Below are 19,410 nucleotides of genomic sequence, written 5' to 3'. Positions count from 1 at the left end.
GAAATTTCTTGAAAACGCATCGCATCGCACTCATTCCCGGCGACGGCATCGGCAAGAGCGTCACTCATGCCGCATGGCAGGTACTCAACGCCGCCGCCAGAACCTCCGGTTTTGCGCTTGAAGGAACGGAGTTCCCCTGGTCCTGCGCCTTCTATCAGGAAACCGGCGCGATGATGCCCAAGGACGGTATTGAGACCCTGCGCGGTTTCGACGCCATACTCCTCGGGGCGGTAGGCTGGCCGGCCGAAGTTCCGGATTCGGTATCTTTGCACGGCCTGCTGCTGCCGATCCGCAAGGCCTTCGTGCAATATGCCAATATCCGACCGCACCGATTGCTTCCCGGTGTCGAAGGTCCGTTGAAAGCCGATGGATTCGATATCCTCTGCATTCGCGAAAATACCGAGGGCGAATATTCCGGCGCCGGTGGACGGGTGCATCAGGGCACGGACGATGAGGTGGCCGTGGAAACCTCGATCTTCACCCGGACGGGCGTGGAGCGCATCCTGCGTTTCGGCTTCGAACAGGCGCAGAAACGTCGCGGCAAGCTGGCCTCCATCACCAAGTCGAATGCCCAGAAATATTCGATGGTGTTCTGGGATGAGGTAACGCACAGGCTTGCCGCCGAATATCCCGGTGTCGAGGTTTCCAGCTACCACATCGACGCCATGGCGGCGCGCATGGTGATGGCGCCGGAAAGCCTCGATGTCGTCGTCGCCTCCAATCTTTTCGGCGATATTCTGACCGACCTGGGCGCGGCCATTCAGGGCGGTCTCGGATTTGCCGCCTCCGCCAATATCAATCCCGACCGCAGCGCGCCCTCCATGTTCGAGCCGGTGCACGGTTCAGCGCCTGACATCGCCCATCTCGGCATCGCGAACCCAATCGCCGCCATCTGGTCGGGGGCGATGATGCTCGAGCATCTCGGGGAAAAGAATGCCGCGGCTCGGATTATGGCCGCACTGGAAACGACGACCGGCCGGGGTATCGGCACCGTGCCGGGCAGGGATGAGACGGACGCCATAACGGCTGCAGTTCTCGCAGCGCTCGACTGATTTCGGAGACAGATGATGCAAGGTTTGAAGGATAGGGATCTCTTTCGCCAGGCCGGCCTGATCGGCGGCGCATGGAAGGCAGCGGCATCGGGCAAGGCGGTCGACGTGATCGACCCGGCAACGCAGGCAGTCATCGGCAGCGTGCCGGATATGGGCGGAGGGGAAACCCGGGCGGCGGTGGAGGCCGCCGATGCGGCCTTCGGCCCCTGGAGAAAAAAGACCCATGCCGAGCGGGCGGCCCTTCTCGAAAAATGGTTCGCCCTGATGATCGAGCATATGGACGATCTTGCGCTGATCCTGACCACGGAACAGGGCAAGCCGCTTGAGGAGGCGAAGGGAGAAATCCGCTATGGCGCATCCTTCGTCAAATGGTTCGCGGAAGAAGCTCGCCGTATTGGCGGCAGCACCATCCCTTCACCGACACCGGACCGGCGCATCGTGGTGCTGAAAGAACCGGTCGGCGTCTGCGGCATCGTCACCCCATGGAACTTCCCGAACGCGATGATCACGCGCAAGGTGGCACCCGCGCTTGCCGCCGGCTGCACCGTCGTCATCAAGCCTTCCGAATTCACGCCCTATTCGGCACTGGCGCTCGGTGTTCTCGCCGAACGGGCCGGTATTCCCGCTGGTGTCATCAACATCGTGACCGGCATGCCGACCGATATCGGCAACGAAATCATGGCGAATGAGACGGTGCGGAAAATTTCCTTCACGGGCTCAACCCGCGTTGGCTCACTCCTGATGCGAGGCGCTGCCGACAGTGTAAAGCGGCTCTCGCTGGAACTGGGCGGCAACGCGCCCTTCATCGTTTTCGACGATGCCGATCTCGATCTGGCCGTGGAAGGCGCGCTCGTTTCGAAGTTCCGCAATGGTGGGCAGACCTGCGTCTGCGCCAACCGCATTCTCGTTCAGGCAGGCGTTTATGACGCCTTTGCAAAAAAACTGGCGGATCGCGTTGATGCCATGCGGGTCGGTCCCGGCACGGAGGCCGGTGTGTCCATCGGCCCAATGATCAATGAGCCGGCCATAACGAAGATCCGCGCCCATGTGGAAGATGCCGTGGTCAAAGGTGCGAAGATCATCACCAGACCCCGCCCTCTACCGGAAGGTCCGCAATACACCGCCCCCATTGTGCTGACCGGCGCAACGACCGGCATGCGTCTGGCAAGCGAAGAGACCTTCGGCCCGGTCGCTCCCCTCTTCCGTTTTGAGACGGAAGAAGAGGCGATCGCCATCGCCAACGGCACCCCGTTTGGGCTTGCGGCCTACTTCTACACTGAAAGCCTCAGACGCGCCTGGCGCGTGGGTGAAGCGCTGGAATTCGGAATGGTGGGCCTCAACACCGGCGCGATTTCCACCGAGGTCGCGCCTTTTGGCGGGGTCAAGCAATCCGGCCTTGGCCGCGAAGGCGCGCAGGTCGGCATCGAAGAATATCTGGAAATAAAGACGTTCCATATCGGCGGACTTGCCTGATACTTCTTTCCCATCCCCGACTAAAGGGTCGCTCAGCGACCCTTCTTTTTTTGCAGATCGACAAGAAACGAGATACCTGTGCGGAATGGAAGCGCGGCCCGAATGAGCGCCTTCTTCAGTGGGCCGCGTCGATCATCGCGATCCAGCCGGCAGCCCGGCGGGCGGCTTCGGCCAGGACGGGTTTCGGAGCCTTATACCACTCATTTTCCGGCAGTTCTCGTTTCAGACGAACGAAGCTGATCGCGTCGTCCAGGGTCGGAAACTCCGCTGGCAGTGTGAGATGGAGGAAGAGCGCGACGACGGCGACAGAGCGGGAACGACCCCCCCGGCAATTGATGAGTACATTGCCGCGCTCCCGTCGGGGATAAGATGGTTTTTCCGGCAGAATCTGCTCCAGCGCCGCCCGCAGAATATAATGGGCTGCCACCATTTGGGTATCAGGATTTCCGGCCCCGTCGATCAGACCGATCTTGTAATATCGGATTTCGCCCGGCCCATAGACGCTGCCTTCATGATCTGAAACCACATCGGACTGCTCCACGAAATTGAAGTCCAGATTGACGGCACAATTGACGACGGTGGTAATGCCGTTCAGACGCAGAAGATTGAGATCGCTCGCACCCTCTTTGCCCGAAATGAAGAGATCGACACCATAAAGCGGATGCCGTTCATAGATGCGGCTGAGCTTCGGCAGTTCGCCGCTTTCCTGCTCTCGGGCTATGGTCTGTTGCGGTTGCGGCATGTCATGTCTCCCCGGCACCGGTACGGCAGCCGTCATATCTTTGCTTTTTCAGTTTCTGCGGCGGTTGGCCCGTGTTGCACCGACGTCTTGGCGCTGCGGCTTGCGGATATGGCTCGTGCCACCCGCTGCAATGTCGGATAGTTGGCCCCCTCACCCGTGGCTATATAACCCGGACAAAGGAATTCGGCGGCGCCTTCCGCCACCTTTCCAAGAGTGAGAGGTTCATAGGCGCCGCCGGCATTTTTGAGAATGAGGATGGCGGCTGCCACATCCCAGGCGTTGACGCCGAAACCAGCGGCCGCATCCGTCCAGCCCGCCGCGACGTGAGCAATGCTGAGCGCAGCGCTGCCGGGCCGGCGCAATGTAGAAAAGGTCTCAGTAAGAGTACCGAAATTGGCCAGCGCCGCTTCCCGCCCATCCAGCCGGAAATCGCGCGAGACGGGATAGCCGGTGATGAGCGTCGCCCGTGTCTCGTCCGAGACGCTACGCGAACGCAGCCTTTCGCCGTTCACATAAGACGCCTGGACATCGGCCGAAAACATCTGCTCCGCGACAGGGTCATAAACCACGCCGGCAACAACCTTCCCGTCGATAACGGCGGCAATGGACACGCACCAGAAGGCAAGGCCGCGGGCGAAATTTGCCGTGCCGTCGATGGGGTCGACATACCATTGCACCTCACCGCTACCGATCTGGCCGCCCTCCTCACCCATGATGGCCGAGTTGGGTTCCCGTTCGAGAATGATGGTGCGAATGGCGGCCTCGGCGCGCTTGTCGTGGATAGTCACGATGTCGTGGAGATCGACCTTGTAGTCCACCGTCATATCCGATCGGAATGCCGCAAGCAGGGGATCGCGCACGGCACGCGCCGCTGTTTCGGCGATTTTCATCAACCGCACGGAGCGGGAAAAAGCGCCCTCATCTCCAGGATTTCGTTCGCTCAATGAGGTCTGCATCGGCATGTCCATTCCGTTCATTCGCAAAAAGGAGGAGGCGGCGCGGCCAGGACCGCGCCAGCCGGGATTACTTCGTGTAGTTGACGCGCCAGAAATCCTGCCACTCCTCGCGCCGATCGAAATCATCGAGACCCGTAGCAGAATTGTATCCCATCAACCGATCGGCAACCTTCATCAGCCCCGAAGGCTCATCATCCGGCATCTTGATGTCGGTATTGGTCGGCAGCTTACCGTCCTTCATCTGCGGGGCGATGCCCTCTTCCGTCAGGATATAGTGGATAAAGAGCTTGGCCGTGTTCGGGCTTTTGGTCTTGGAGGCCATCAGGCCGAGCTTGATATAGGTCCAGCCGACCCAGGGATCGAGGTCGGTGCAGAGGCCGAGCTTGTAGCCCTTGTCGGCATTGTCGCGAAATTTGGCTGAACTTAGCAGGCCGAAGAAGGGCTGGTTCTGGCCGGGCGCGCCGACCGCTTCCGCAACCGGGTCGTCGCCGTCGGTGGCGAGCGGGCCATTCGCAGCCAGCGCCTTTATCCACGCAGCTGCCGCACTCTTTTCCTCCGTCTCCCTGCCGAAATGAGCCTTATAGGCCGCCGCTATCTTTTCATTACCGTGGGCTTCAAGCTGGTTGAACCAGTCGGTATAGGTGCTCTTGCTGAGCGGATCGACCATGGCGACCTTGCCTTTCCATTTCGGCTCGGTCAGTTCCCAGATATTCGTCACGGGGCATTTGTCATAGGCTTCGGTATTATACGCCCAGACGTTGGCGTTGGTGGAAATGGCCAGTGGGTTTTGAAACTGCGCCGGAATTTTCGAGTTCATGTCGCCCGGCAGGTAATTTTCCACAAAACCCGCCGGCAGAAGCTGGGCAAGTGCAGAGGGCGCATCGGTAATCAACACCACATCCCCCTGGACATTGTTCGACTGGCTTTCGCGGATGATCATCTCCAGCTGGCTATTGGCGGAAACCTTTACGCCCGTCGCCTTCAGCCCGTATTTGGCGCTGAATTTATCCGCCATCTCAACGATCTTGCCGGTGCTGTCATAGATGTTGATCGGCTTCTCCTGCTTTGCCGCCGCGAGGACGGCGTCGAGATCGAATGGTTCTTCAGTCGCGGTGGCCAGAGCAGAAGCGCCTATAATCATTGCACCTGCGGCCATGGCCGAGGCAGCCCTCAGTTTCATTTTTCGCATCGTTTCCCCTCCCAAGGAAAGACAGGCGGGTTTGCACCCCGCCTTCCGTTTATTTTTTGTAATTCACACGCCAGAAATCCTGCCAGCCTTCGCGCTTGTCGAGATCGTCGGCCGCCGTTGCGGCGTCGAAAGCCATCAGCTCATCGAGATGATCGGCGACCCTCGAAGGCTCATCCGCCGGCAGGGCGATTTTCATGTTGCCGGAAAGCTTGCCGTCAGCGGTCTGAGGCGCGATGCCGTCTTCCGTCATCAGATAATGCAGGAAGAGTTTCGCGGCATTCGGGCTTTTCGTTTGCCCGGCAATCAGGCCGAAACCGGGATAGAGGAATCCGGAAAATGGCTTTACACCGCTGCAAAGACCGAGCTTCAGCCCCTTGGCTTCATTGTCACGATACTTCGCGACCGAGGTGATGACGAAGAAGGGATCGGTCTGTCCCGGAGCACCGGCAGCGTCCGCCACCGAACCGGAATCCGTTAAGAGCGGCGCATTTTCGGCAAAGGCTTTCACCCAGGCAGCCGTTGCGCTTTTTTCGCCCGTTTCCAGCTTCTTGCCGTAGAGGTCCTCGTAGGCTTTGGCGACATCGGCATCGTGGTGGGTTTCGATCTGGTTGAACCAGTCGGCATAAAGCGGTTTGTCGAACAGATCGAGCATGGCAAGCTTGCCCTTCCAACGCGGCTCCGTCAGCTGCCAGATGTTGGTGACCGGGCATGTGTCATATTTCTCGGTGTTGTAGGTCCAGACATGTGGGTCTGAGACGACCACGAGCGGATCCCGCAGCTTCTGCGGAATATCGCCTTCGATATCAGGCGGCGTCCAGCTGGTAGCGATACCTGCCGGCAGAAGCTCGCCCATGGCGGAGGCAACATCCGTGGCCACGCTGACATCGCCGACGACATTGCCAGCCCGATGTTCGCGGATCATCAACTCGACCTGCGTCGCCTCGTTCACCTTCTTGCCGCTGGCCTGCACGCCATACTTGGCCGTAAACGCCTGCGCGGTATCCACGATCTTACCGGTGACCGCATAAACCGTAATCGGCTTTTCCTTCTTCGCGGCAGCGATGAGCTCATCGAGATTGAAGGCTTCCTGCGCATGCGCGGCCCCGCTAAGTGCCAGCGAGACGCCGAGGCAAAGTGCGGAGGCGGTCCCCCGCCGCCTGCGCACTTTGCCATTATTATTCCTAGCCACGATCCTCACGAGTTGATCCCCCATTATTTTTTGTAGTTCACACGCCAGAAGTCCTGCCAGGTTTCACGCGCATCCCAGTCTTCAAGACTGGTCGCCATGCTGTAGGGCAGGATGTTATCGAGGACGGCGCCAATACCCGATGGCTCGTCAGCGGGCAGACTTACCTCCCTGTTGGTCGACATTTTGCCGTCGATCGCCTGCGGCGCGATGCCTTCGGCGGTCATGATGTAGTGAATGAAAAGCTTCGCCGCATTCGGGCTGTTCGTGCCCTTGGTGATCAGCCCAACGCCCGGATAGAGCCAGCCGACCCAGGGTTTCAGCTCCTTGCAGAGGCCGAGTTTCATGCCCTTCTCGGCATTGTCGCGGAACTTGGCCGAGCTGATGAGGCCCATGAAGGGTTCTTTCTGACCGGGAGCACCAACGGCTTCGGCAGCAGCCGCATCGGCGTCGGTCAGAAGCGGAGCATTGGCGGCAAGCGCCTTCACCCAGGCTGCCGTCGCGCTCTTTTCCCCGGTTTCGAGGTCCTTGCCGTAAAGCGCCTTATAGGCCGCTTTCACTTCACCATCGCCGTGGCTGGCCATCTGGTTGAACCAGTCGACATAGGATGCCTTGCCGAGCGGATCCTGCATCGCCACCTTGCCCTTCCACTTCGGGTCGGTCAGTTCCCAGATGTTGGAAACGGGGCATTTGTCGAAGAGTTCGCTATTATAAGCCCAGACATTGGCGCTGGTGACGACGGTCAGCGGGTCCTGATACTCCGGCGGAATATTGCTGGCCATATCCGGCGGCAGCCAGCTTTCGACAAAACCGAGCGGAATAAGCTGCGCCATCGCGGCCGGCGCATCGCTGATGATCGAGACGTCACCCTGAATATTGTTGGCGCGCGCCTCGCGGATGATCATCTCCAGCTGGGCGGAGGCCTTCACCTTTGCGCCCTCAGCGCCGACACCGTATTTCGCGGCGAAGTTCTTCGCCATTTCAACGATCTTTCCCGTGCTGTCATAGACGGTGATCGGTTTTTCCTTTTTCGCCGCCTCGATCAGGGCATTGAGGTCGAAAGGCTCTCCCGCTTTCGCCACGCCGCCAAGCGTTGCGGCAATCGCCGTTGCGCATAAGAGCCGGCTCAGGCCCGCTGTTGTCCGCTTCATCCTGCTTCTCCTTCAGCCGTCTCGGCGGCGTTTTCAGTTGTAGGTGCTGTGGCGCAGAACGGCGTCCGCCTCGGTGATCCTCTGCCCCCTGGCATCGAAGGCGTGAAGGGCTTCAGGCGGCACGTGAAAGAACACGCGGTCGCCGCTGTCGATACGCGGCAGGAAGTGGGTGGTCAGGAACAGCGTGTGGTTCTCGCTTCTGAGTTCGAGAATCCAGCTGCCGCCGGTCGGCAGCACGCCGGTCACCGTCATCTCGCCGGCGAAGCTGCCTTGCGGCACATCCTCGGACTTCATCACATAGCCCATGGCTTCCGGCCGCATGCCGATCGAGGCAATGCCGCGCAGTTGCGGATAACGGGTTGCGAAATAGGCTTCCGCCCTGTCCGCTATGTCGGACACCCCGGGCTGGCCGAAAGTCAGTATGTTGATCGGCGGGCTGCCGACGAATTCGGCGACGAAACGATTGGCCGGACGGTCGTAGATATCGTTCGGCGTGCCCATCTGCTGCAGCGTGCCTTCGTTCATGACGGCAATGGTGGTGGCAAGTGTCATGGCTTCCCACTGGTCATGCGTCACGAAGACGATGGTCGTCTTGAATTCCTTGTGCAGCCGCTTCAGCTCGGCGCGCATTTCAAGCCGCAGCCGGGCATCCAGATTGGAGAGCGGCTCATCGAGAAGCAGAACGCCCGGATTGACGGCGAGCATGCGGGCAAGCGCCACACGCTGCTGCTGACCACCGGAAAGCTGCGACGGATAGCGGTCGCGATATTTGGCGATGTCGAGCGCCTGCATGACGCGCTCGACACGGGCTTCACGCTCGGCCTTCGGCAGCTTGCGCAGGCGCAGGCCGAAATCGGTATTGCGCTCGATGGTCAGATGCGGCCATAGCGCGTAGCTCTGGAAAACAAGGCCCATTTCACGTTTTTCCGGCGGCACAAAAATGCCTTCGGTCACGGAATCGATCACCCGGTCGCCGACGCGGATCTCTCCGCCCGAGAGGTTTTCGAGGCCAGCTATCATGCGAAGCGTGGTGGTCTTGCCGCAGCCGGAAGGCCCGAGCAGGCACATGAACTCGCCGTCGCGGATTTCTAGATCGAGATCGGAAACCGCATTCGCGGAATTCACGCCGTAGTTTTTCTGCGCACCGCGCAGGTTGATGGTAGGCATCAGCTTCCAAGTCCTTCTGCAAGATTTGTGCGGGTCAGCTTCTGGGCCAACAGCGTGCCGAAATAGGCAATGGCGGCGATGATCAGCACCACGGCGTTGGCAGCCTGCGTGTAGTGGTAGTCGACCAGCCGCAGCGAATAGGTGGTCAGAACATCCGTGCTCGGCACGGCGAGGATCACGAAGAGGCTGAGACCCTTGATGCCCGAAATGAAGGGCAGGAGAACCCCGGTCACCAGCGACCCTTTCTGGATCGGGATGACGATCGAGGTCATGCGGCGGAACCAGCCTGCACCGGCGATCTGGGCAGCCTCTTCCGGGTCCTTTCCAAGCTGCGTCATGGCGGAAATGCCGGCTCGCGAAGCATAGGGCATCTGGTCAGCGATCAGCGCCAGGATGAGGATCGTCACCGTACCATAGAGCGCCGGCATCGGCCCGCGCGGAACGGCGAAGAGCGACAGATAGGCGGCGGCAAAGGCAATGCCGGGCACGAGATAGGGCAGGAACGTCACCTGTCGCAGGTAGACGGACAGGGCACGCACCGGCGTGCGGATGACGACATAACCGACGAGCAGGCCAAGAATGCCCGATGTGAGCGAGGCAAACCCGACGATCATCATCGTGTTTTTTGCTGCAGCCCATAGGTCGGGGCTCAGGAGCACGCCGGTCTGCAAGGCGACGGTGTTGAGGTTGCTGCCAATCCAGTAATCGAGGGTGAAGTTGTCGAACGTGAAGCGGGCCGGCATTTTCATGACCGTCGAGAGCGCCAGGGTGAGAAGCGGCAGGCCGACACTGAGGACGAAGATGGCAGCCGCGAAGCCCGTCGCCGGAAGACGCATCTTGCCGAGACGGCTCTGCCTGTTCATCGAGCCTTTCGAACCAATGGTCACGAAACGGCGGGCTTCGCGAACGAGGCGGGCGTCGATCATGAGCGTGATGATGCCGATGAGCATGATCGAGGCCGCGACGACACCGGCAACGCCCGTCTGGCGCGACGCAATGCTGCGGAACAGCGATGTGGAGAGAACCTCGAACTTCACGGGCAGCCCGAGAACATAGGGCACGCCGAACTCGCCAAGGCATTTCGCAAAGATCAGCACCATCGAGGACAATAGCGCCGGGCGCATCAGCGGCAGGATGACCTGCAAGGCGACCTGATAACGATGGGCACCGAGAATGCGGGCGGAATCTTCGAGCTGCGAGTCGAAGCGGCGAAGCGCCGAGCCGAACAGCAGGATGACGAAAGGCGTGTAATGCAGGGCAAGGATTATGGTGATCGGGAAACGCCCGTAAGCCACCCAATCCGGCGGCGTGAGGCCTATCGCCTCGAGCCAGCCGGGCTGGCCGCCAACGGTGCGATTTTTAAACAACGTCGTCCAGGCGAGCGCGAAGGTCCAGGCCGGCAGCATATAGGGCACGATCAAGGCGGTGGCGAACCAGCGGCGGCCGAACATGTCCGTTCTGCTGATAAGCCAGGCAAGAACGGTGCCGATGACGAGCGAAAGCGCAATCGCCCCGAATGCGACGGTCAACGTATTGAAGAGCGGACGCCAGAAAATATCCGATGCGACGGGCGAAAAAAACGCCCTGTCGAGATAATAAAGCGTGAGATCGCCGACATCCTTGCCGAGGCGCCGTTCGTGGCCGAACTGGACGCGGACGGCATCGAGAATGATCGAAATGATCGGAACGACGATCAGATAGGTGAAAAGCAGAGCCGTCAGAACGCCGATCAGCGTCGTCGGCTCCCTGAGTGCGACCTTGAGACGATACCGCCAGGCCTGCCATGCCGAAGGCGCGGTCGTCGGGGGACTTCCCAGCGCCTCCGCCTTCGTCGTTTCGCTTAAAAGAGCCATTCTCTCTCCCCATATGGCCACGCTTTGCCCTCACGCGCTGGCAAACACCTGCCTTCGCGCGACCCGTAGAACAGGCGGCGCGTGCGTAACCTTCAGCAATGCATCTATGCTTCAGAAGCGGGTGTTTCACCCGCTCACAACGATGATCCCAGCTCCTCCCGAAAACATCGCGGGCAAAGCGATTATGGAATAAAAATTCCATCTATCTCTCTACCTTGGAATGCATGATCCGTCTTAAAAGACGTTTTGTCAATGAAAAAATGCACACGTGATCATTAACTTATTTATTTGTTTTCAAACGTGTTTTTGTCACAAAACTGTAATTTTTGAACGACGCCGGGCACGAAATGTTTTTCCTATCCCGACGCCTGTGGAACGGATTGGATATTTCCTGAAACGCCAGAGAGCTTTTCTCAAGGGTGACGGGGTGCTGGCGAAATTGGAATAGCCGACATCCCGTAGCCTGTGATATCAGGCATTGGATTTCGGAACCGGGGGAGTCGGATGGCAAGAGGGTTCGTGACGGCCGAAGAGGTGGCGAAAAAGGCCGGGGTTTCACGCTCCGCCGTCTCTCGTACCTTCACACCCGGCGGCAGCGTATCGAAGGCCGTCCGGCGCAAGGTGCTGAAAGCCGCGCAGGAACTCGGCTACCGCGTCAACCGTCTGGCGCAGGGCCTCAACAACGACCGCTCCAATCTCATCGGGGTCGTCGGTGCCAATCTCAGCTCACCATTCATTTCAAAACAGCTCGATCTCCTCAGCATCGGCCTCCTGCGCCGGGGCTTGCAATGCCTGTTGCTGAATGCGGCAGATGCCCGCAAGGACATTGCGCCGCTGATCGAGCTTCTCTTCGAATTCCGCGCGCAGGCAATCGTTGTCCTTTCCGGCGAACCGCCGGCCTCGATCGTGGATGAATGCATCGCCAATGGCGTGCGCCTCATTCTCATAAATCAGCGTCTTGATCGCACCGACACGAATATGGTGTTGAGCGACGATTCCCATGGCGCCGATCTTGCCGCCAAGCGGCTTGTGGCGGCGAAATGCAGGAAAGTCGCGGTCGTTTCCAGCGGTAGCCAGACGCCGGCTCAGCTGCGCCGCGCCGGTGCCTTCACCCAGCGCATGACGGTTGAAGGTATCGAGGTCGTGCCCTGGTCCGGTGGCCCGACCAGCTATGACAGCGGCTATCAGGCCGGCTGCGAATTGCTGGCGGACAAGTCCATCGATGGCGCTTTCTGCGTGACCGATCTGCTCGCGCTCGGCTTCATGGACGCCGCGCGTCTTGAAATGGGCCGCCGGGTGCCGGAAGACATTTCGATCGTCGGCTTCGACGACATTCCGCAGGCGGGCTGGAAAAGCTACCAGCTGACGACCGTTGCCCAGTCCTTCGACGCGTTGACGGAGAAGGTCCTGACCGCTCTTGACAGCGACGAGCCGGAAACGCGGCTCCAGGTCGTGCCCGTTTCCATGGTGGAGCGCATTACCGCACGCTAACCCGCCTGCCGGATCCGGCTTTCGATCAGCAGCCCGCTCTCATCGAGGATCGGGTGGGCAACGGCTGCAAGATGGGCGTTGATGCGCTTGAGATCACGCAACATGTCCAGATGCACCGAACTCGTCTGAATGCTGTCAACCCGGCCGTCGCGCAGGCGCTGGAGATGGCTTTCCGACGATTGTTTTTCCAGCCGCCGCACATCTTCCTTCACTTCCACCAACCGACGGGCAAGATCGGCGTTGCGAGTGGCGAAAACGGACTGTGCCATGCGGATATTATCGAGCGTGACGGCAAAAAGACGCTCAAGTTCACTTTTCCCATCATCGGAAAAGCGGAGGCCGAGATCGATCTTCTTGGCGATCTCCGGACGGATGCCTTTCTCGATGATATCGCCGATATGTTCGAGATTGATGGCATATTCGACAATATCCATCGCACGGCGCTGGTCCTTGCGGGCCAGGCCATTCTGTCCGACCTTCGAGACATAAACCTTGATTTCATGCTGCAGGCGGTCGACCCGGCCCTCCAGGCTGCTGATATCGTTGAGCTTTGCGGCATCGCTGTCCCGCATGGCCTCACTCGCCTGCCGCAGCATAAGCTCGATCAGGTCGCCGACCAGCAGCACCTCGCGGCTTGCGCCGGCAAGCGCCGCAACCGGTTGATCGAGATCGTGACTGTCGAGATAGCTGTGATTGTTTTCGGTGCTGTCTCTGTCCGGCAGCAGCATCGTCGTTATTCGCAGAAGCACTGGCGAGAGCGGCCACGCGAAGGCGGCAACAGCGAAATTGAAGGCGAGATGCGCATCCACCGCTAGATTCGCATGCGAAAAGGGTGACATGTCCAGCAGGGCCGCGGCATGTCCGGCGAGCGGCAGCGCTGCGAGGCAGCCTATCGCCCTGACGACGAGATTTCCCACCGTCACCCGGCGTGCCGCGATCGGGGCTTTCAGCGTCGCCAGTACCGGCGGCACCGCGCCGCCGAGATTGGCGCCGAGCACCAGAACGATCACGAGGCTCGTTTCCATGCCGCCGCTGGCGGCAAGCGACAGGATCAGAACGACGATGGCGAGACTGGAGGAGGCAAGAACAGCAAGGACGGCGGAGAAGATCAGCGCCACAGGCCAAGCATCACCGAGCATGCCGATAAAGAGACCCAGTGCTGGCGACTGCCTGATGGGATCAGTTGCAGCCGAGAGAAGATGAAGGGACAGCAGCATGAGACCGACACCGGCCACCGCCGCCCCGCCTCCCTGCCGCTGCACCGATTTGCCACGCGACAGGATGACACCCGCAAGGATGAGCAACGGCGACAGCCAGCCAAGCCCGAGAGCGACAATCCACGCCGTCATCGCAGTTCCGACATTGGCGCCGAGCAGGACGATCTGCGCCATGGCCGGCGCGATGAGGTCCTTCTCGACGAAAGAGGCGACCATCAGCGCGGTGGCAGTGGAACTCTGCAAGGCGATTGTCGCCACGAGACCAGCGAAGAAGGAACGATACCGGCCGCGCGTGCCGGCGGCCAGACCGATGCGGAGCCTCGCACCAAAGGCGCGTGACATGCCATCCTTTATCTGCGCAAGCCCGAAAAGCAGCAAAGCCACGGCGCCGAACAGGTTGATGCCGACAACGACCGATTCCATTCAATCCCCCCGCCTGCCGTCCCGGCGGCCGGACAGCAATCAACCCAGCCATGATAGACCGCCCCTTCCGCAAATCGTCGGATCAAACCGCAACGCGTTCACGCTGCAACCCGAGCCGAAGCGTAATGTCGCGCGGGCTGCCTTCTGCACGCTCAAGAAACAGGCCGAGCGCTCCGAGGAAGATTTCGATAAAACTCGTGACTGACCCGTCGTGACGATCCGGCGCGCGGCCGAAACGCTGCGCCAATTTCCGATAGAGGCAGAGCCGCTCATGCGGGATATGCGGCAGGGCTAGACCCGCCGCCTGTCGCAGGCAATACCAGTCGGCAATCAGCTCGAACATGGGCAATTCGAATGACAGCGCAAGTCCATCAGACAGTTCGTGGCCATCCTGCCCAAGCAGGAGGAGAACCTCCTGCACGGTTTTGTCGGAGATTGCCGCAACGATCTCTGCCGGCCATTCCTTGCTGAAATAGCGATGCCTGATCAGCGCCCGCTTGTGGCCAAGCAGGAACCCACCATAATCACCGGCTGCAAAAGACGGGTCGTCCTCTTCACCTGCCAGTACCGTCTCCTGCGCGTAACCTTGGCAAATACGGTCATTGACCGGCAGAGCGGTCATTTCCACCGTTTCCACGCTGATGTCCTGCCGGGCTGGATGGATGACCTTGAATCCGGGAGGAAAGGCGACGAGCGAAGGGACGGCAACATTGGTGAGCGACCTATCACCCTTCCCACCCTGCGTGACGCCCTCGACATGCAGGTGCCCGCTGAAATGGACGGTTAACCCAGCCCGCACCAGCGCGTCTTCCACCGCTTTGCGTGGCGTACGGCGCACGACATTGGTTTCACCGAACAGGGCACCCTCGGCACGGCTTGCTCCATCGAAGGGATCGAGCACCGGATAATGGGAAAAGCCCAGCAAGGTCTTGCCGAGCAGCTCCGCCCTGTGGCGCACGTCGGCAATCCAGTCAATGATGAAGGGCTTGCAACGCAGGAGCGCGTTCCAGCCACCCGAAGTGCTGTCGGTAAAGGCGGCTTCCTCACCTCGCTGAAAGACACCGTCGAGCGGCTCGAAAATATTCGCATCGATCATCAGGAGCCAGAGGCCCTCTTCCGGCTCGACAAGATAGGAGGCGTCCATCAAGCGATAGACATTCCGCCCATCGGGAGAGCGCACGTCGTAGAGCCGGTCTTCCGGCGCGTCGGACGCGCCGAAGGGCGTCTCCCAATGCAGATAATCCGGCTGGCGGAAATAACCGAAAGCCCCCATCGGATCGAGGCCGGCGGGATAACCTTCGCAGTACATGCGGTCGGTTATGACGACCCCTTCCCCGGTGCGGCGCGCATCGCTGGAAACCAGGACGCCTTTGCCGTTCTCCGTCAGGAATTCCTTGGTGTGATTTCGGCCGCAAGGGCCGAAAATGTCATGGTTCCCGGGCAGCGCATAAAAAGCGGTGCCATGGGTATCGCGATGGCGTTCCAGAATACCCTTCAGCGTTTCAGTCGTCACCCGCTGGCCGTCATCGGTATAATCGCCGAGCAGCACCACATGGCGAATGCCACGCTGGCGCACCTCTTCCAGCGCCGCATGCAATGCATCCGCGCTCTCGTTGAAAACCCGGGTGGATTCACGCGTTTCCGACCAGCTGCGCATGGTGATGCGCTCGCCATCGATTTCGATGCCGGGAAACCCGAAATCCGCTGAAGTATCATGAAAATGCGCATCGGCAATGACGGCAACGGAAGGCAGCATATGTGTCAGCATGATTGCGCGATCTTTCTGCCCTCAACCAAGTCGATCCATTCGGAAGCGCGGCGGGCGGCGGCATAAAGCATCGGTTTCGGCGTCTCGAACCATTCGTCAGGCCGCAATTCCCGTTTCGTGCGGATCACGGCCAGCGCATCGTCGAGGGTCGGATAGAGGTCGGGCTGCTGCTTGTGCAGGAAAAGCGCCACCAGCGAGACGGAACGGCTGCGGCCGCTGCGGCAGTTGACAAGCACATTGCCGCCATCGACAAAGGGATAAGTCTCCCGCTTCGGCATGGTCTGGCGAAGTGCGCCATCGAGTATGTAATAAGCGCCCAGCATCATGGTGTCAGGGCTGCCATCGCCGTCGATCAGGCCAAGCTTGTAATAGCGGATGTCACCATAACCCACAGCCCGCCGGTCGCCTTCTTCGGCCATCGTCTGCACGAGATTGATATCAAGATTGACGGCGCAATTAACGACGGTCGTAATGCCGTGCCGGCGCAGAAGCTCCCGGTCGCCAGCACCATCGCTGCCGCCGATGTAAAGGGCGGCATTATGCGGACCGAGCCCTTCCGCAATCAGGCTGATTGCCGGGCGGGCATAAACGGGTCCATCCATTTCATTCCTCCACATGCGCGAACACCCCGAACAGGTGTTCGCCTGAAATCAGGCCGAGGCGGCGCGCTGCCGGTCCGACGGCGTCCTTTCGGCAAGGGGTATATTCGCTGCCTGGCTAACGCCTCTGGCGACACCGCGGGCCGCAGCCAGAACAGGCCCGCCATCCCGAAGACTGCCAATCTCCAGAAATGGGCAGACATCGCCGCCAGCTTCGCTGACGAGTAGCAAGCCTGCAAGACAATCCCATGAATTCATATGTAATTCGAGATAGGCGTCGGAACGACCGTCGGCCACATAGGCAAGCGCCAGCGCTCCAGAGCCTGCACGACGAACATTGCTGCCCATATCGAGCAGGTTCCTGACGATATCGAGATATGTGGAATTCGCGACCCGGGTCGACCAGCCCATCTCGATCGATGACGCATCAAAGCGAGTCGTTTCCGCGGTTTGAATCGGCTGCCCGTTGCGCGTTGCTCCTTCACCGCGACGCGCGAAATAAAGCTCGTCAAGCGCAGGATTATAGATCGCGCCGATTTCCGTTCGCCCCTTCTCGACATAAGCAATGGAGATGCAGAAATGCGGGATGCCACGCGCGAAATTCGCGGTGCCGTCAACGGGATCGACGACCCACACCCGATCGCCGATCTTACCGCCGCCTTCTTCACCAAAGAAACTATCGTCTGGGAAACAAGCCGAGATCGCCCCGCGAATATGCGCCTCGGAAGCCGCATCGGTCACAGTCAGAAAATCCTGCGGCCCCTTCATGGAGAAGCTTCGTGTCGCCTCACCCTGAAAACCTTTGAGCACCAGTTCGCCGGCGGATAAAATAACGCTGCGGCACAGTTCAGCGCGAGCTGCCAATGTATCCGGATAGGGCATCGAGTCCATGCGCAAAACCATTTCTTTTGAGTGAACGCGTGTTCATATTGCACACGCGTTCATTAATTTCAAGAGGGTTTTCTCGGTCAAACATAACTATCGAATGACGAAGTAAAGGCCTGTTCATTCCGGAAGCTTGCAGGTCTGTTCGCAAGGCAGCGCAATGATTGCGACCAACAGCCAATGGAACGGTTTTGCAACGCGGGAGTTTCGTTCCTGTAAACCACGACAGGAGGAAAAAATGGATCACAGCAATCACGTACGACTGGTTGAAACCGAACTGACGCCGTCGGTTCTAGAAGGCGCGACCGTCTATGGCGCCGATGACCACAAGGTCGGGAAGGTTGACCACGTACACGGCGTCGGCGCCGGCAGCACGGCGATCATCGATGTCGGCGGCTTTCTAGGCATCGGCGCAAAGCCTGTCGCAGTTCCGCTCAGCGATCTTGACTTCATGCGCGATGAGGACGGCGATGTCCACGCGGTGACCTCATGGACGAAGGATCAGTTGAAGGACATGCCCGAGCATCGTCACTGAATACATCCCACCAGATTTCAGAAGCGCCCGGCCATTGCCGGGCGTTCGTTTATTGGGGCACACCCCGCCCCCGCACCGCTTCCGCCTGCAAATGGAACACATGCGCATGTCACGCATTTTCACGTCGCGCAATAAATGGTTGCAAGGCATTCAAGGGGAACAACAATTGAACAGTCAGATTCAGGCCAGCCCGCTGAGCATTGACGACGTGACCGTCATCGATGACGAGAAAGTCAAAAAAGCCGTGACGGCAGCCGCCCTCGGAAATGCCATGGAGTGGTTCGATTTCGGTGTTTACGGCTTTGTCGCTTACGCCGTTGGGAAGGTCTTCTTTCCGGAGGCTGCCCCCGCCGTTCAGACAGTGGCGGCACTTGCGACATTTTCGGTGCCGTTTCTCATTCGTCCGCTAGGTGGCGTTTTCTTCGGGGCGATGGGCGACAGGTTTGGGAGGCAGAAAGTCCTCTCTCTCACCATTATCATCATGGCGGCCAGCACCTTCTGCATCGGCCTCATTCCGGGTTATGCGACCATCGGCATCTGGGCCCCTATCCTCTTGCTGCTCTGCAAGCTCGTTCAGGGCTTTTCCGTGGGCGGAGAATATACCGGTGCGGCCATCTTCGTGGCGGAATATGCGCCCGACCGCAAACGCGGTTATCTCGGCAGCTGGCTCGATTTCGGCTCGATTGCCGGTTTCGTGCTTGGCGCGGGACTGGTGGTGCTGCTCAGCACCGCCATGGGCGAGGCGAAATTTCTCGACTGGGGCTGGCGCATTCCGTTCTTCCTTGCCGCTCCGCTCGGACTGATCGGCCTTTATCTTCGCCACGCCGCGGAGGAGACGCCGGCTTTCACCGAACGCCTTCACCGCGCTGAAGAGGAGGACCGTCAGTCGCTGAAGGAACGGCCGATGGTCCCCATCGCGGAGATCACCAGCAAACATCTCCGTTCGCTGGCAATCTGCATCGGCATGGTTCTCGTCACCAATGTCACCTACTACATGCTGCTGACTTACATGCCCACATATCTGTCAAAGACGCTGAATTACAGCGAGGATCACGGCGTCCTCATCATCATTGCCGTCATGGTGGGTATGCTGTTCGTCCAGCCGGCCATCGGGCTTTTGAGCGACCGGATAGGCCGCAAACCTTTCCTCGCCGTCGGCAGCACGGCGATCTTTTTTCTCTCGCTACCGGCTTTCCATCTCATCGCCAGCGGGCAGGTAGTCCAGATTTTCTTCGGCTTGCTTATTCTTGCCGTCGCGCTGAACTGCCTGATTGGAATCATGGCCTCGACCTTGCCCGCTCTGTTTCCGGCGCGCATACGCTATAGCGCCCTGGCGATCGCGTTCAACATCTCGATCATCGTCGCCGGTCTGACTCCAACGGTCGCGGCCTGGCTGGTGGAGGCGACCGACAACATCTATATGCCGGCCTATTACCTCATGGTCGCCGCTGTCTTCGGCATTGTCACGACCTTCTTTCTGAAAGAGACGGCGAACCGGCCTCTCTATGGCGATACGCCCAACGCCTCCAGCCGCAAGGAGGCGAAATCGCTTCTCGCCGCGCAATATCTGCACATCGAAAAAAGCGTTGAAGAGATTGACGAGGAGCTTCTCAAACTGGAACAGCAGAAGGAAATTCTGCAGGCGAAACGCAGTCAGCTCGTCGGCCGGCACCCGGACCTGAACTAACTCCATCCGTCATAGATGAAATGCGCGGGCAATGCG

16 protein-coding genes are annotated in these 19,410 nt (G+C 59.7%); 5 read left to right on the top strand and 11 right to left on the bottom strand.

Features of this window, described 5'->3' with window-relative positions; translation table 11 throughout:
• The first annotated feature begins 8 nt into the window (after positions 1-8).
• Positions 9-1,052 carry a tartrate dehydrogenase gene (locus tag EYD00_RS20660; protein ID WP_034498367.1) on the top strand — a complete coding sequence of 348 codons (1,044 nt, stop codon included), beginning with the start codon at positions 9-11 and terminating at the stop codon, positions 1,050-1,052.
• A gap of 15 nt (positions 1,053-1,067) precedes the next feature.
• On the top strand, positions 1,068-2,525 hold the full coding sequence (locus tag EYD00_RS20655; protein WP_034498559.1) for an NAD-dependent succinate-semialdehyde dehydrogenase: 1,458 nt from the start codon (positions 1,068-1,070) through the stop codon (positions 2,523-2,525).
• 115 nt (positions 2,526-2,640) lie between these two features.
• Here EYD00_RS20655 and EYD00_RS20650 read toward each other — a convergent pair whose 3' ends face one another.
• The 7 genes from EYD00_RS20650 to EYD00_RS20620 form a co-directional block, all read right to left on the bottom strand.
• The gene (locus EYD00_RS20650) at positions 2,641-3,267 is read right to left on the bottom strand and encodes a dual specificity protein phosphatase family protein (protein ID WP_034498563.1); all 627 of its coding nucleotides are present in this window, start codon (positions 3,265-3,267) and stop codon (positions 2,641-2,643) included.
• A gap of 32 nt (positions 3,268-3,299) precedes the next feature.
• On the bottom strand, positions 3,300-4,229 hold the full coding sequence (locus EYD00_RS20645) for an inositol monophosphatase family protein (RefSeq protein WP_193604420.1): 930 nt from the start codon (positions 4,227-4,229) through the stop codon (positions 3,300-3,302).
• 61 nt (positions 4,230-4,290) lie between these two features.
• The gene (locus EYD00_RS20640) at positions 4,291-5,379 is read right to left on the bottom strand and encodes an ABC transporter substrate-binding protein (protein WP_034498569.1); all 1,089 of its coding nucleotides are present in this window, start codon (positions 5,377-5,379) and stop codon (positions 4,291-4,293) included.
• Between the two features lie 82 nt (positions 5,380-5,461).
• The gene (locus tag EYD00_RS20635) at positions 5,462-6,625 is read right to left on the bottom strand and encodes an ABC transporter substrate-binding protein (protein ID WP_420093934.1); all 1,164 of its coding nucleotides are present in this window, start codon (positions 6,623-6,625) and stop codon (positions 5,462-5,464) included.
• Positions 6,625-7,749, bottom strand: coding sequence for an ABC transporter substrate-binding protein (locus tag EYD00_RS20630; RefSeq protein ID WP_034498369.1), 1,125 nt, complete (start codon positions 7,747-7,749; stop codon positions 6,625-6,627). Before EYD00_RS20630 ends, EYD00_RS20635 begins: the two co-directional genes overlap by 1 nt.
• Before the next feature lie 33 nt (positions 7,750-7,782).
• The gene (locus EYD00_RS20625; RefSeq protein WP_034498371.1) at positions 7,783-8,916 is read right to left on the bottom strand and encodes an ABC transporter ATP-binding protein; all 1,134 of its coding nucleotides are present in this window, start codon (positions 8,914-8,916) and stop codon (positions 7,783-7,785) included.
• Positions 8,916-10,769: an ABC transporter permease gene (locus EYD00_RS20620; RefSeq protein WP_034498373.1), complete on the bottom strand. Its 1,854-nt coding sequence runs from the start codon at positions 10,767-10,769 to the stop codon at positions 8,916-8,918. Before EYD00_RS20620 ends, EYD00_RS20625 begins: the two co-directional genes overlap by 1 nt.
• A 504-nt stretch (positions 10,770-11,273) precedes the next feature.
• On the opposite strand from EYD00_RS20620, the gene EYD00_RS20615 reads away from it, so the two are divergent.
• On the top strand, positions 11,274-12,260 hold the full coding sequence (locus tag EYD00_RS20615; RefSeq protein WP_034498375.1) for a LacI family DNA-binding transcriptional regulator: 987 nt from the start codon (positions 11,274-11,276) through the stop codon (positions 12,258-12,260).
• Here EYD00_RS20615 and EYD00_RS20610 read toward each other — a convergent pair.
• The 4 genes from EYD00_RS20610 to EYD00_RS20595 all read right to left on the bottom strand — a co-directional run bounded on the left by EYD00_RS20610 (position 12,257) and on the right by EYD00_RS20595 (position 17,158).
• Positions 12,257-13,900, bottom strand: a complete 1,644-nt coding sequence (locus tag EYD00_RS20610) for a Na/Pi cotransporter family protein (protein WP_034498378.1) — start codon at positions 13,898-13,900, stop codon at positions 12,257-12,259. The two genes, EYD00_RS20615 and EYD00_RS20610, sit on opposite strands and share 4 nt — an antisense overlap.
• 82 nt (positions 13,901-13,982) lie before the next feature.
• A complete protein-coding gene (locus tag EYD00_RS20605; protein WP_034498380.1) occupies positions 13,983-15,668 on the bottom strand; it encodes a metallophosphoesterase family protein in 1,686 nt (561 codons plus the stop codon).
• On the bottom strand, positions 15,662-16,270 hold the full coding sequence (locus EYD00_RS20600) for a dual specificity protein phosphatase family protein (protein WP_006698666.1): 609 nt from the start codon (positions 16,268-16,270) through the stop codon (positions 15,662-15,664). Before EYD00_RS20600 ends, EYD00_RS20605 begins: the two co-directional genes overlap by 7 nt.
• 48 nt (positions 16,271-16,318) lie before the next feature.
• Positions 16,319-17,158 carry an inositol monophosphatase family protein gene (locus EYD00_RS20595; RefSeq protein ID WP_034498575.1) on the bottom strand — a complete coding sequence of 280 codons (840 nt, stop codon included), beginning with the start codon at positions 17,156-17,158 and terminating at the stop codon, positions 16,319-16,321.
• A 232-nt stretch (positions 17,159-17,390) separates the two neighbouring features.
• On the opposite strand from EYD00_RS20595, the gene EYD00_RS20590 reads away from it, so the two are divergent.
• Positions 17,391-17,687 (top strand): PRC-barrel domain-containing protein, encoded by a 297-nt coding sequence (locus EYD00_RS20590; protein ID WP_004438228.1) that lies wholly within the window; start codon positions 17,391-17,393, stop codon positions 17,685-17,687.
• A gap of 166 nt (positions 17,688-17,853) precedes the next feature.
• Positions 17,854-19,374: a glycine betaine/L-proline transporter ProP gene (gene proP / locus EYD00_RS20585; protein ID WP_034498578.1), complete on the top strand. Its 1,521-nt coding sequence runs from the start codon at positions 17,854-17,856 to the stop codon at positions 19,372-19,374.
• The last annotated feature ends 36 nt before the right edge of the window (positions 19,375-19,410 follow it).

The sequence above is a fragment of the Agrobacterium sp. 33MFTa1.1 genome (genome assembly GCF_004328495.1).
Lineage (GTDB): Bacteria > Pseudomonadota > Alphaproteobacteria > Rhizobiales > Rhizobiaceae > Agrobacterium > Agrobacterium pusense.
This window is presented reverse-complemented; position numbering and strand designations above follow the sequence as displayed.